This window comes from Bacillus sp. SSR7 (genome assembly GCF_055902415.1).
Genome location: NZ_JBVVXV010000006.1, coordinates 113,579 through 126,835, shown reverse-complemented (window position 1 = coordinate 126,835; position 13,257 = coordinate 113,579). Strand labels below are relative to the sequence as shown.

Below are 13,257 nucleotides of genomic sequence, written 5' to 3'. Positions count from 1 at the left end.
TTTAGTAAAGAGTGTATTCATTTGGAGGTGATCGTATGAAGAAAGAGTCACCGGAAGAAAAAAGAGAACGTATAAGGCAAAATGAATTGAAAAACAATCCTACCGGTTCTTTACATGATGGACTCAACAGAGCTGAAACGGGAAGTCCAGTTGATATGACGGGTGGTATGAATTGGAAAGGTACAGCGCTAGTAATTTTATTGCTAGTTTTAGCGTATATTATATACACTTATTTTTTTAGTTAAGAAATGCATGTTAAAGCTTTGAATGATTTGCTTTTATAATTAGTGAGGATGAAAAAAACACGGTTATTGTACTACATATATTAAGCAGATTATAGTTGTCCATATATATTTATTTTTAATACCCAAAATAGAGCTAGCATTATGCTGGTTCTATTTTTTTGCCACATTCCTGTAACAAAGCCTCTGTATATTCAGTGGTGGAGGTGCAGAAGATGAAAAAAATGATAGCAATATGTCTTCTTACAACGATATCATTGTCGACTTTAGTCGGGTGTGATGTAAAAGGTAGCAATACTGTTCAAGAGTCTAAAATAAAGAAAGCGACGTATAAAGAGTTTACTTATGATGTAAATCCAGAGACTTTCACGTTAATTGTAGAACATGATGGCGTAAAGGAACTGGCATCACAGCCTTTGCCGAAAATGAAGGTGTTGAATGTAAAAAAAGATAAGGATCGTACATCTTGGGAATATCCAGATCAAAAAGTAAAAGTGAATCTAGAGAAGAAAAAAGATCACTTAAATATTGAAGTGGAATCGACTGGTGCAGAAAGCTTTACTTGGCCGAAAGTACAAGCTGAAAATTATACACTTCCGTTATGGGAAGGGAAACAAATTCCGAGTAATGATGAAAATTGGAAGAAGTTTTTAAAGGATGATGCCTATTCATTTGCTGAATCATTTTCTATGAAGTTTTTCGCGTTAAATGGTTCGAAATATTCGATTGTATATATTTCGAACAATATGTTTAATAATGAATTGAAATTTCATTCGGATCCGAAAATAGGATTTGATTTTATACATGAATTTCCGCGTATAAATAAAAATAAAACATATGGATTTCAAGTATATGTGACAAATAATGATGCAGTAAGTATTGCTAAACTGTATAAAGACAATATCGCTCGAAAAGGTGAATTTAAAACATTAAAAGAAAAGGCTAGAAAAAATAAAGAGATAGAAAAGCTTTACGGTGCAGCTCATTTTTATTTTTGGAATCAAAATGGCTTATCAGAAAGTAATGTAAATTGGCTAAAGCTAAGAGAGAAAATAAATAGCCCTGTGTTTAGCCATATAAAAGAGCTTATTCAAAAATATAGTTCAGAGCCTGGAGAATTAAATGTATTCGATCAAGTAAGTAAACAAGATTTCATTGATAAGTATCAAAAAAATGTTATTTTGCGTTATATAAATGAAGTATTATCAATGAAGGAATTATATAAAGAGGATATTTTCCAAAGAGTGGATCAGAAGGCTAGTGAGTTATTAAACAAAGGTGTGGATCATTTATCAAAGATGGAGTTATATAACTTAAATAAGCATGTATTAAAGTCAGCGCTCGATGATGCAGTTGAAGAAGTAAGTAAATGGGGTAAGGCAGATGGAACGGATATTATAAAGGAAATGAAAGCTGCAGGAATAGATAATGCATGGATTGGGTTACCGAACTGGGAACAAGGGTATATGCAGCCTGATTTCGTGACAGAAGCTAAGAAAATGGGGTATTTAGTTGGTCCGTATGATTCTTACCATTCTATTCACGAAAAAGCTGATAAAAATTGGAATACAGCTTCTTTTACTGATCCATCGTTATATGAAGAGGCAACTGTGACGAAGAAAAATGGAGAAAAGGTACAAGGATTTTTAGGTAGAGGGCGAAAATTAAATCCAACTTTATCTCTTCCTAGTGTAAAAGAGAGAATGAACGATATATTACAAAATGGACCTAAATATAATTCATGGTTTATTGATTGTGATGCGACAGGTGAAATTTATGATGACTATTCGGCCAAACATATAACAACACAAGAACAAGATTTAAAAGCAAGGTTGCAACGAATGGATTATATTGCGCAAGAAAAAGGTATGGTAGTTGGTTCAGAAGGCGGAAATGACTTTGCAAGTAGCACGATTGCATTTGCTCACGGCATTGAAACGCCTGTTATTAAATGGGACGATGAAGATATGAGGAAAAATAAAAATAGTCCGTATTATGTGGGCGGATATTGGTCACCGAATCAAAATGTTCCAGAAAAATATGCAAAACAAGTACCATTAAAAGAAGAATATAAACAAGTATATTTAAATCCAGTATATTCGGTACCGTTATATAAATTAGTATACAATGATTCTGTAATTACAACGCATCACTGGGAATGGGGAAGTTTGAAAGTAAAAGATGAGGTAGGAAGCCGTATGTTATATGAGTTATTGTATAATGTTCCTCCGTTGTATCATTTAGATGAAGTAGAGTGGAATAAGCATAAACAAGAAATTACGCAGCACCTGAAAGTTTGGAATGAAGTTCATGAAAAGGCAGTAAAAGAAGAAATGACGAACTTTGTATATTTGTCAGAAGATAAATTAGTTCAATCTGCATCATATGGAAAAGATATTAAAGTTATTGTGAATTTCTCAAATGAAGAGATAGAAATAGATAAGGCGAAACTAAAAGCAAAATCCGCTTTCATTTATAATCATGGAAAAAAAACAATGTATACACCGCTCGAGAAAAAATAATGTGAAATGTATTGTTGCATTACTAATTTTTCACATAAAAATTGAAGGATTTGAAACGGATAAATTTATAAATCTGTAATTTAGGATGTTGGGAAATGTTAAATTTTTGAAGTTAAAAAATAGTGACTTGCCAAAAATAAGCACGAGAGTATAATGTGAAATGTAATACATATTGGATTCATTATGTAACCTTACAAAAATGTAAGGTGTTTGAAAGGAAATTCAATATGAAGATTGCTAGACATACATTATACTAGGGAAAGAGAAAGAGAGGCGAATGAAGATGAGCTCTGAATTAGAACAAAATACGAGAAGCAATAAAAAACGTTCTAAAAGAAGGTCAATAAAATGGTTCATTTTAATTCCATTTTTCCTACTTATTTTTGGAGGAGTAGGATATGGATCGTTTATATATAACAAAGCAAAAGCGGTTGTAAGTGATGCGTATGCACAAATTGATAAGTCATCGAAGCGTGATAAAGAAGTTGAACCTTTAAAGGATAACATCTCCATTTTAATTATGGGTGTAGATGGTAGTGAAATGCGGAAAAGTCAATACGGTGAAGCTGTTCGAACAGATGCACTTTTATTAGCAACAATTAATAAAAATGATAAGTCCGTTAAGTTAGTAAGTATTCCGCGTGATTCACGTGTTTATATTCCATCTAGAAAGAAATTAGATAAAATTACACACGCACACGTATTTGGTGGTGTTGAAAGTACACGAGATACAGTGGAAAGATTTTTAAATGTTCCTGTGGATTATTATGTGAAGTTTAACTTTGAATCATTCGTACAAATTGTCGACTCAATTGGTGGTATTGACATTGATGTACCAGTTACTTTCACTGAACAAGATAGTAAAGACCAAGCGGGTATGATTCATTTAGAGAAAGGTTACCAACATTTAAATGGGGAACAAGCACTTGCACTTGCAAGAACGCGTAAAATTGACAGTGATGCAATGCGTGGTCAAAGACAACAACTTGTAATAGAAGCAATTGCTAAAAAAGCGATGTCTGTTCAATCAATTAGCAAAATGGGCTCTTTACTTGATGCGGTTGATAAAAATATGAAAACGAACTTAACTTTTGATGATATGCTTGCTATTACAAAAAATATGGCAGGATCTAATTTGGAAATGGAAAAAATGCAAGTAGAAGGTACAGATAAACGTATCGGAGGTATTTATTATTACATTCCAAATGAAAAAAATGTGAAAGATATTTCGAACAAATTAAATAATCATCTAGGTGTAACACCAAAACCAGTTCGAAACGAATAATAAAAAAAGATTGGCTTTCGCCAATCTTTTTTTATCGGAATGGATTTGTAACTTTTCTGTAACGATTTTTTATTTTAGAAAAATTATACTCATATGTATGAGAATATTGGAGAAGCAAAAAGTAAAGGGGAATAATTAAAATCTGTAATAAGGAAAGATATCATATGCAGAAATGGATAGGCATTATGGGAATCATTTTTATGTTAACTGGATGTAAAATGTCTGAAGCTCCAACAAGTTTAATGGGTGCTCCTGCCAATGAAAAATGGATTAATGAACTAAAAGAGCAAATAGATAAAGATTTGCCTGTAAATTATCGATTGCTAACTCCAATGTCTAATAAAGATAAACAGATGATCTGGTCAATGGATTTTAAACAAGATAATAAGAAAGAAGCCATCTTATTTTATAAATTGCCGAATGAAGATCATAGCGTATATTTAGCTGTATATGAAGAATTCGGAAATGGCTGGAAAGTAAAGTCCACGCATAGATTTGATGGTGGAGATGTAGATATCGTTGAAGTTGGTGATTTTACAGGGAACGGGAAGCGGGAGCTATTAATCGGAATTTCTGTCAATCGTGAATCGTTAGAACATGTTATGTATGTTTTTTCGGAAGAAAATGAAGATATGAAGGAAATATATAATCGAAGTTATACGAAGTTATTCATAGAGGATTTAAATAAAAATGGACTGAAAGATATAAGCCTAGTTACGTATGAAAAGGATGAGAAATTGACAGTTGAGTTCATGGAACAATTCAAGACTTTATCTGAAACGTCATTCGATCCGTTTATAAATAGCATTCAAAGAATACAAATGGGCCGCATTTCTAAATCACTAAAGGCGGTTGTAATTGATGCAGGTGTTGGCGCTCATTCAGGGATAACGTATGTAGCAAAATTTGATAAGGGTCATTATGAGCCACTACATATAGATGGAAAAGAAGACTTATTCAATGATTATGTAGTGGAAAGCAAAGATATAAATGAAGACGGCATTATTGAATTTGTTCGTACAGTGCGTCCAAAAGGTTGGGAAGAGGTATCGTACGGAGAGAGTACGATGTTTGAACGTTATATTCAGTGGAGTGAAGAGGGAATTAAACCGATAGAAGAAAGATATGTAAATATAGAGAAAGGTTATTTTGTCAAAATCCCGCAAGCGTTAATTGGAAAAATAACTGTTCCAGTTCAGCAAGAAGCATCAGATGTACAAAAATTTATAGATACTACGAAAAATGAACTATGGCTTGAAGTCCATATATTTAAGCGGAAAGAATGGTTCAAAATAAAAGGATACGAGGCAGCAGTAAAAACGGCTTCTCACGTATATGCCGTACCGAAACAACCAGATTTTGAAAAGGTGAAAGAATATGTAAAACCGCTAGCGGATTATCAACAAGAGTAGGGAGGTGGGAATTATGCCAACAATTTTAGTTTTAGAAGATGAAATACCTATTCGTAGTTTTATCGTATTAAATTTGAAACGCGCTGGATTTTATGTATTAGAAGCTAGTACGGGAGAAGAGGCGTTACAGATTTTATGTGAACATACTGTTGATGTAGCATTGCTTGATGTAATGTTACCAGGAATGGATGGTTTTCAAGTTTGTAAAGCGATCAGGGAAGAAAATAAAAAAATCGGTATTATTATGTTAACCGCACGTGTGCAAGATGAAGATAAGGTACAAGGATTAGGAATTGGTGCAGATGATTATATCGCAAAGCCGTTTAGTCCAGTGGAATTAACTGCACGTATACAATCGTTATTAAGAAGAATAGAAGTACATGATGAAAAAGCAAATATTATCACATCTGGCCCGTTTTCATTAAATGTTATAGAAGAAAGATTATATAAAAGTGGACAATTAGTTGATTTAACCCCTACAGAGTATATGATATTACATTATTTAATGAATCAGGCTGCAAAGCCGGTTTCACGTGATGAAATTTTAAATATGATTTGGGGAACGAATTATGTAGGTGAGACGAAAGTAGTAGATGTAAATATGAGGCGATTACGTCAAAAGATAGAATGTAATCCGTCAGAACCTGAATTCATTCTTACTGTGTGGGGAAAAGGATATGTGTGGAAGGAAAGTATAAGATGAAAAGAAAAGTGACTTTATATTTTATGACGGTCATTATACTTATGCTTGTATTATTTGAAGTCGTATTTTCAGTCTCCATTTATCGTTATTATTATAATGGTATTGTGCAATATATAGAATCTCATGCGAAGACAAGTACACGATTTTTCTCTGAATACAATTCCCTATACTTTATTCGTTTGCAAGAATACAGCGGTGATATAATTGAGAGCTTTCAGTTAGAAGGAACAGAATTACAATTAATTGATCGACATGGTACGATTATACAGTCTTCAAGTGGACAAAAGGTAAAAGGTAAAATAGTTATTCCGTATTCGTTACTAGAAGGAGAAATGTATCATCAAGTGACTACTACGAAAGATAATGTGAAACAATTAGAAGTGATTAGTCCGCTTATTCATCAAGGACAAACGATAGGTGTTTTGAAATATACGACTGTTTTAACGAATGTAAATGCAAAGATTATCGAAATCATTATGTTTACTATTTCTGTAGGCATTGTTATTTCAGGAATTGTCTTCTTAATCAGTAGACGATTAGCAAATTCGTTTGTTAGACCTATCGAATCTATTATTCATGCTTCTTCACAAATTGCAGAAGGTACATTAAAGAAAAAAATTAAAGAGGATTATCCTGGTGAATTAGGTGAATTGGCACATAGTTTAAATCATATGTCTAATAAAATAGAAAAAGCGGAACAGATGAAAAATGAATTCATTGCTTCGATTTCTCATGAAATACGAACGCCTTTAACTGGAATTAAAGGTTGGAGTGAGACGTTAAAAACGATAGATCATTTAACGGAAGAAGAGATAAAGCAAGGCATGGGAATTATATCAGGTGAGACAGACCGATTGATTCATTTAGTAGAAGAATTGCTAGATTTTTCAAGATTACAATCAAATCATTTCAATTTATATAAACAAAAGGTGCAATTATACGATATACTAGAGGAGACGATTTGGCAATTAACTCCTAATGCTGAAGAGAAGCAAATGCAATTCATCAAAACTATAGAACGAATCGAATTGATAGGAGATCGAAATAGACTAAAGCAAATTTTCTTGAATATTGTTCAAAATGCCATTAAATATTCACATAAAAATGGTAAAGTATATATTGAAGCGACTAAAAATGAAGGACAAGCAGTGATAAAGGTGAAAGACGAAGGGATTGGAATTGCTAAAGAGCATTTACCGTATATAGAACAGTCATTTTACCAGATTAATAACCATGCTACAGGTGCCGGTCTTGGTTTAGCTATCGTTAAAAAAATGGTAGAGCTTCATGGAGGTACACTTAGTTTTATAAGTAAAGAAGGAATAGGAACAACTATTTTGATAAAACTCCCATTATAATACATATATAGGTCTGTTTATATAGTGTAATAAAATAAATAGATGTATAATTATATTGGGTGATTTATATATAAGATTAATAGGGAGAGGAATTCGATAGAATGGAAAAAGCTTTTAACATTAAACGAGTAGTAGTCGTTTTAATAGCGATTGCAGCAGTAGCTATTGGGTATTTCATGTTTCAATCCATTACTTCACCAGCAAAGGCTGTTGCAAAACAAGAAAACGTAGTACAGCTTGCAAGTGAACAACCGAAAGTAGAAATGAATAAAACGGCACCAAGTCGTTTTAATGGGAAAGAAAGAAAAGTTGCTTATCTTACATTTGATGATGGCCCAGGGAAATATACGGCTGAATTATTAAATATGTTAAAACAGCATGATGCGAAGGCGACATTCTTTTTAATTGGAGCGAATGTAAAAGAATTTCCGGATTTAGTGAAACGTGAAAATGCAGAGGGTCATTATGTAGGTATGCATAGTATGACACATAATTTTGCAAAGTTATATAAAAATGGCGAGTATGTAAATGAAATGAAAGAAGATCAAAGCTTAATCGCAAATATTATTGGAAAATCACCTAAATTAACACGTCCGCCATACGGTTCGATGCCTGGATTAAATGAAGGTCTTCGAAATAAAGTAGTAGAGGGCGGTTTTAAAGTATGGGATTGGACAATTGATTCATTAGACTGGAAATATAACAAAGTGCAAGTTGATGCAGCGGCAGCTCAAATTGCTCAAAATGTAATAACAAATGCAACAAAACCACAGGAAGTTATTTTAATGCATGACATTCACCCACAATCAGTTGCTGCTGTGCCAGCAATTTTAAAAGGGTTAAAAGAAAAGGGTTATGAGTTTGAAGCTTATCATGAAGAGAGTCACTTCCCAGTGAATTTCTGGCATGATAACCGTATGTAATGGAGGAATGAACGTTGAAGTATGGAAAAGTAGCAGTAGTTGGAGCACTATCAGTAGGACTATTAACAGGTTGTTTCGGTGAAAAACCAGAAGAAAACTTATATACAGCTTTTGAAACAGCGGCGACACAAGAGAAATCATTAGTTGATGAAGCGAAAAAATTAGAGAAGTTAGAGAAGGAAGGTCAAGAACTATATTCTCAAATTTTACAAGAAGGTAAAGATCATAATGACGCTGTTATGAAGAAAATAGAGCAAGCTACTGCAAATGTAGATGATCGTGAAAAAGCATTGAAAAATGAGAAAGAAATGCTAGAAAAAGCTCAGAAAGAAACAAAATCTGTTCAAGGAAATATAGAGAAGCTTGAAGATAAAAAGTTACAAAAACAAGCGAAAGCAGTAGAAGAGTCTTATAAAAACCGTTATGATGCATTCCAAAAGATGAATGAAAATTATACGAAGGCGTTGGCGACTGAAAAAGAACTGTATGAAAAATTAAAAGTAAAAGAAACGAAATTAAAAGAGATTGGTGAAAAAGTTAAGGCTGTTAATGAATTAACTGTGGAAGCACAAAAATCAAAAGAGCAATTTAACAATTTTACAAAAGAGTATAATGACAGTAAATTAGCATTTTACAAAGATGCAGAGATTAAGATTAAAGATCAGAAATAAAGAAGAGTTTTAAGCGTAATAAAAAGCCGGAGAAACATCGTCACAAATGTTTTTTCGGTTTTTTACGTTAAATGAATAGAAAAGACTGGAATTGATATCATAAAAGAGTTATAGTGAATTATTCTAAGGGAAACATTGTTAAGTAAGGAGAATGGAAATATGTCATATGAATTTTTACTCAAATTAGGTTTAGCACTCTTTTTAGGATTATTCATTGGGATAGATAGACAGCTAAAGAATAAACCACTTGGTGTGAAAACAAGTATGGTTATTTCTGTAGCAAGTTGTTTAATTACGATGGTTTCAATTGAATCTGTACATGTATATTCTGTTCCAGGGCATACCAATATGGATCCCATGCGTTTAGCTGCTCAAATTGTGAGCGGAATTGGTTTTCTTGGAGCAGGTGTTATTTTACGAAGAAGTAATGACGTTATTTCTGGATTAACGACTGCCTCTATGGTGTGGGCTGCTTCAGCTTTAGGTATAGCGATTGGAGCAGGATTTTATTTACAAGCGACGGTTGCTATGATTTTAATTATTTTAGCAATTAATGTACTTCCGCAACTGGTGAAAATTGCAGGACCGTATTCATTAAGACAAAAGGACTTGTCTATTAAAATTACTGTAAAAGAGCATCATGAGTTAGATGGTATATTTAAGCAGATTAAAAATTTAGGAATGCATGTAAAACGCGTGAAGATTAAAGATATAGATAGTGGAGCATTTCAGCAACTGGAGATGGTTATTTTAGCTCCAGAAGATTTATATACAACAGAGTTATATAGTTCCCTAAAAGAGATAGATCGTGTTGTTTCAGTTGAAGTGGAAAGTAGATAAAGATGATAAAAAAGAGTGAAGTGAATTCACTCTTTTTTATTTGGATTTTTAAGGAAAGAAATTGATATAATGGTGAATAACAAGGGGGGAGAAATGTTGGAAATACATATTAGAAGAGCGATAAAAGATGATATACCAGGTATAGCAAAGGTCCACGCTGATAGTTGGAAAACGACATATAAAGGCATATTCCCTAACGAGATTTTAGAAAATATAACATATGAGCAACGGGAAAAACAATGGGAAAATATTTTTCAAAAAGAATGTAATCATCAATTTAGATTTGTAGCAGAGACGTTAAATGGAGAAATAGTTGGATTCATCGATGGAGGAGCAGAAAGAACTGGTACATATAATTGTGATGGAGAATTATATGTGATTTACCTTTTACAAGAGTATCAAGGAATGAAAATAGGACAAAAGTTATTTCAAGCTTTACTATCTGAATGTACAAACAATAATATGCGATCACTTTTAGTATGGGTTGTTACGAATAACCCTTCTAAAACGTTTTATGAAAAATTTAATCCAGAAAAAATTGATACAAAATTTTTAGAGAGATTACAGGTGGAAGAGACAGCATATTGTTGGAAAGATATCAATAATATTATTATGTAAAGTATACCTCTTTTGTTTCACTCGAATGGTTTGGACATAATGCGAAAGATATATGAAAAAAAAGAAATGAAAGTACTAACAAATAGAAATTTAGAAGTAGTAACTTCTTAATATAAAATGATGTAAGAGTCTCTCATTGTAGAGACTCTTTTTTAAAAATATAAATAACCAAAAATTACCATGTATCTAAATTGAAATTTAACACAATTTATATATAAATAAGGAGGTGATTGGTAATGGCTAGAAATCGTAATTCTAATCAATTAGCATCACATGGAGCACAAGCGGCTTTAGATCAAATGAAATATGAAATTGCACAAGAGTTTGGTGTACAACTTGGCGCTGATACTTCTTCACGTGCAAACGGTTCTGTAGGCGGTGAAATTACAAAACGCCTTGTAGCGATGGCAGAACAACAACTTGGTGGCGGATATACTCGCTAATTGTAGAAGGTTATAGGAGAAAGGAAGGATTCTTCCTTTCTTTTTTTTTCAATTAATTGGTATGGATATATTGTGAACTGGATTCAAAGAATAGGAATAATACTATATTTTCCCCAATTTCTTTTGTTGTGAATGGGAAGTAGTAAAAATGTAATAGCCCTGGTGGAATGAAAAGTTACGTTCCAGCAGGGCTATTATATGGTAAGAAATATATGATGAAAGGTTTCGAAGCCAACATGTTAAAAAAAGAAAACTGTTGTTTGATTGCGCTTGCATCAGTTCCACTTGTTATGACATTAGGGAATTCAATGCTCATCCCAATTCTGCCGACTATTGAAAAGAAATTACATATTTCATCGTTTCAAGTATCCATGATTATTACCATTTATTCTATCGTAGCGATTCTACTTATACCGATTGCTGGTTATTTATCAGATAGATGGGGACGAAAGATGGTAATGGTTCCGAGTTTGCTGATTGCGGCTATAGGAGGAGCGATAACTGGTTGGGTATCTTGGAAAGTTGATAATCCCTACACTTGGATATTGATCGGTAGAGCGATTCAAGGTATTGGTGCTGCTGGTGCAATGCCAGTTGTTATACCGTGTGTTGGTGATTTATACAAAGATGAAAAACAAGTTAGTACAGGTTTAGGAATCATCGAAACATCCAATACATTTGGGAAAGTGTTGAGCCCTATTTTAGGGTCTGCTCTTGCTGCCATTGTATGGTTCTTGCCGTTTTGGGCGATTCCAGTTTTATGCGTAGTATCAATTGTTTTATTACTTGTTCTAGTAAAGGCAAAGAAACAAGAAGGAGAAGTACCACCGCTTAAAGAGTTTATAAAATCAATTCTTGCTACATTTCGAGAAAAAGGAAGATGGTTAATTGCCATTTTTGCATTAGGTGCAATTATTATGCTTATTTTATTCGGAATTCTCTTTTATTTGTCAACTATACTGGAATCAAAGTATGACATTCATGGTATTTGGAAAGGGTGTGTACTTGCAATCCCGTTACTTGTACTGTCAATTAGTTCATATATGGCTGGCAAAAAAATTGGAGATAACCAAAATGTGATGAAAAAGTGTATTTACATTGGGTTTTTAATGGCTGCTGCATCGGTCATCATTCCTTTATTTATAAAAGGAATTTATTTACTACTTCTTTGTCTCATTATTATGGGGGTAGGAATTGGTATGGCACTCCCATGTTTAGATGCTCTCATTACACAAGGAATTGAAAAGGAGCAAAGGGGGACGGTTACGTCATTTTATAGTTCTATGCGATTTATCGGTGTAGCAGCTGGACCACCTCTATACTCTTTTTTCATGAAGGGTGCTGACCATGAAGTGTTTTATTTAACAAGTATTTTCGCTGGGATAGGTGCTGCTATAGCAATCATTTGGATTAAACCAGCAAAAGATGCAAAGAAAGTAAAACAGAAACCGGAACCTACTTCATAATTTGAAAGAGAATTGCATGTTGTTTTCATTAACATGCAATTCTCTTTCGTTCATTAAGAATAAATAACTTGTTTTAACATATAAAGTGCGACACTCCATATGATGAGACCAGAAAATTTATTTAATAATACGATTGTCTTTCCGGTTGAGTCTAGCCTTTTTAGAAATTTCCCCGCTAAAGCTAAGCTTATAAACCAAATCCAAGAAACGATAATAGTTGCAAGTGTGAAAGCCCATTTTTCATTTCCTATGTATTGAATAGAATTGGTTCCAATTACACCGATTGTATCTAAAATTGCATGTGGATTTAATAACGAAACCGATGCGGCGAAAAGGATTTGCTTTTTTAAGGGCATACTTTTTTCTTGTTTTACATCGTTGGAAGGGTTACTTCTCCAAATAACAAAGCCCATGTATAGGAGAAAGAAAAATCCAATTATATATAACGAGTTAGTTAGCCAAGAAAAAGTAAGGAGTACAAGGGAAACACCTTGTACCGCTATCAATATGAGTAACGTATCACATATAGAGGCAGTTAATACGACAGGGGCTGCCCTCCAAATGTTTGGTTGGCTCGCACCTTGGTTAAAGACGAAAACATTTTGAACACCTAATGGAATGATAAGACCAAATGCAAGAATGATACCATGAATAATTGCTTCACTCATCATATTACCTCCTATTTTAATTCGTTATGATAGTGTATATTGTATAGAAGAAATGAAAATTTGTATCCATCCATATGGTTGGGGAGGTTACCAACCAAAAAGAATG

The 13,257-nt window shown here is 33.2% G+C and carries 13 protein-coding genes; 12 read left to right on the top strand and 1 reads right to left on the bottom strand.

Annotation, left to right across the window (positions count from 1 at the left end):
• Positions 1–35: 35 nt before the first annotated feature.
• The 12 genes from AC0NJG_RS13675 (at position 36) to AC0NJG_RS13620 (ending at position 12,483) form a co-directional block, all read left to right on the top strand.
• A complete protein-coding gene (locus tag AC0NJG_RS13675) occupies positions 36–245 on the top strand; it encodes a DUF6366 family protein (protein WP_061182727.1) in 210 nt (69 codons plus the stop codon).
• Between the two features lie 212 nt (positions 246–457).
• Positions 458–2,764, top strand: coding sequence for a glycoside hydrolase (locus tag AC0NJG_RS13670; RefSeq protein ID WP_143881035.1), 2,307 nt, complete (start codon positions 458–460; stop codon positions 2,762–2,764).
• 283 nt (positions 2,765–3,047) lie between these two features.
• A complete protein-coding gene (locus AC0NJG_RS13665) occupies positions 3,048–4,049 on the top strand; it encodes an LCP family protein (protein ID WP_016717240.1) in 1,002 nt (333 codons plus the stop codon).
• A gap of 164 nt (positions 4,050–4,213) precedes the next feature.
• On the top strand, positions 4,214–5,461 hold the full coding sequence (locus AC0NJG_RS13660) for a hypothetical protein (protein WP_308901084.1): 1,248 nt from the start codon (positions 4,214–4,216) through the stop codon (positions 5,459–5,461).
• A gap of 13 nt (positions 5,462–5,474) precedes the next feature.
• Positions 5,475–6,164, top strand: coding sequence for a response regulator transcription factor (locus tag AC0NJG_RS13655; RefSeq protein ID WP_016717242.1), 690 nt, complete (start codon positions 5,475–5,477; stop codon positions 6,162–6,164).
• Positions 6,161–7,522: a sensor histidine kinase gene (locus AC0NJG_RS13650; RefSeq protein WP_308901087.1), complete on the top strand. Its 1,362-nt coding sequence runs from the start codon at positions 6,161–6,163 to the stop codon at positions 7,520–7,522. Before AC0NJG_RS13655 ends, AC0NJG_RS13650 begins: the two co-directional genes overlap by 4 nt.
• A gap of 101 nt (positions 7,523–7,623) precedes the next feature.
• Positions 7,624–8,445, top strand: coding sequence for a peptidoglycan-N-acetylglucosamine deacetylase (locus AC0NJG_RS13645; RefSeq protein WP_016717244.1), 822 nt, complete (start codon positions 7,624–7,626; stop codon positions 8,443–8,445).
• A 14-nt stretch (positions 8,446–8,459) separates the two neighbouring features.
• Entirely contained in the window at positions 8,460–9,116 is a 657-nt protein-coding gene (locus tag AC0NJG_RS13640) for a YkyA family protein (RefSeq protein WP_000873553.1), read from the top strand.
• A gap of 159 nt (positions 9,117–9,275) precedes the next feature.
• Complete coding sequence (locus tag AC0NJG_RS13635) at positions 9,276–9,956, top strand: MgtC/SapB family protein (RefSeq protein ID WP_000119508.1); 681 nt, start codon at positions 9,276–9,278, stop codon at positions 9,954–9,956.
• Positions 9,957–10,049: 93 nt separating this feature from the next.
• Positions 10,050–10,574 carry a GNAT family N-acetyltransferase gene (locus AC0NJG_RS13630; protein WP_474063146.1) on the top strand — a complete coding sequence of 175 codons (525 nt, stop codon included), beginning with the start codon at positions 10,050–10,052 and terminating at the stop codon, positions 10,572–10,574.
• A 236-nt stretch (positions 10,575–10,810) separates the two neighbouring features.
• Positions 10,811–11,017: an alpha/beta-type small acid-soluble spore protein gene (locus tag AC0NJG_RS13625; protein WP_000113545.1), complete on the top strand. Its 207-nt coding sequence runs from the start codon at positions 10,811–10,813 to the stop codon at positions 11,015–11,017.
• A 236-nt stretch (positions 11,018–11,253) separates the two neighbouring features.
• Entirely contained in the window at positions 11,254–12,483 is a 1,230-nt protein-coding gene (locus tag AC0NJG_RS13620) for an MFS transporter (protein ID WP_140168477.1), read from the top strand.
• Positions 12,484–12,536: 53 nt separating this feature from the next.
• Here AC0NJG_RS13620 and AC0NJG_RS13615 read toward each other — a convergent pair whose 3' ends face one another.
• The gene (locus tag AC0NJG_RS13615; protein ID WP_001287294.1) at positions 12,537–13,151 is read right to left on the bottom strand and encodes a LysE/ArgO family amino acid transporter; all 615 of its coding nucleotides are present in this window, start codon (positions 13,149–13,151) and stop codon (positions 12,537–12,539) included.
• Positions 13,152–13,257 lie beyond the last annotated feature (106 nt).

What these genes read in the sequence shown, in the direction of transcription:
- AC0NJG_RS13675 (WP_061182727.1), top strand. Translation starts at nt 36, where the DNA reads ATGAAGAAAGAGTCACCGGAAGAAAAAAGAGAACGTATAAGGCAAAAT.
- AC0NJG_RS13670 (WP_143881035.1), top strand. Translation starts at nt 458, where the DNA reads ATGAAAAAAATGATAGCAATATGTCTTCTTACAACGATATCATTGTCG.
- AC0NJG_RS13665 (WP_016717240.1), top strand. Translation starts at nt 3,048, where the DNA reads ATGAGCTCTGAATTAGAACAAAATACGAGAAGCAATAAAAAACGTTCT.
- AC0NJG_RS13660 (WP_308901084.1), top strand. Translation starts at nt 4,214, where the DNA reads ATGCAGAAATGGATAGGCATTATGGGAATCATTTTTATGTTAACTGGA.
- AC0NJG_RS13655 (WP_016717242.1), top strand. Translation starts at nt 5,475, where the DNA reads ATGCCAACAATTTTAGTTTTAGAAGATGAAATACCTATTCGTAGTTTT.
- AC0NJG_RS13650 (WP_308901087.1), top strand. Translation starts at nt 6,161, where the DNA reads ATGAAAAGAAAAGTGACTTTATATTTTATGACGGTCATTATACTTATG.
- AC0NJG_RS13645 (WP_016717244.1), top strand. Translation starts at nt 7,624, where the DNA reads ATGGAAAAAGCTTTTAACATTAAACGAGTAGTAGTCGTTTTAATAGCG.
- AC0NJG_RS13635 (WP_000119508.1), top strand. Translation starts at nt 9,276, where the DNA reads ATGTCATATGAATTTTTACTCAAATTAGGTTTAGCACTCTTTTTAGGA.
- AC0NJG_RS13630 (WP_474063146.1), top strand. Translation starts at nt 10,050, where the DNA reads ATGTTGGAAATACATATTAGAAGAGCGATAAAAGATGATATACCAGGT.
- AC0NJG_RS13625 (WP_000113545.1), top strand. Translation starts at nt 10,811, where the DNA reads ATGGCTAGAAATCGTAATTCTAATCAATTAGCATCACATGGAGCACAA.
- AC0NJG_RS13620 (WP_140168477.1), top strand. Translation starts at nt 11,254, where the DNA reads ATGTTAAAAAAAGAAAACTGTTGTTTGATTGCGCTTGCATCAGTTCCA.
- AC0NJG_RS13615 (WP_001287294.1), bottom strand. Translation starts at nt 13,151, where the DNA reads ATGAGTGAAGCAATTATTCATGGTATCATTCTTGCATTTGGTCTTATC.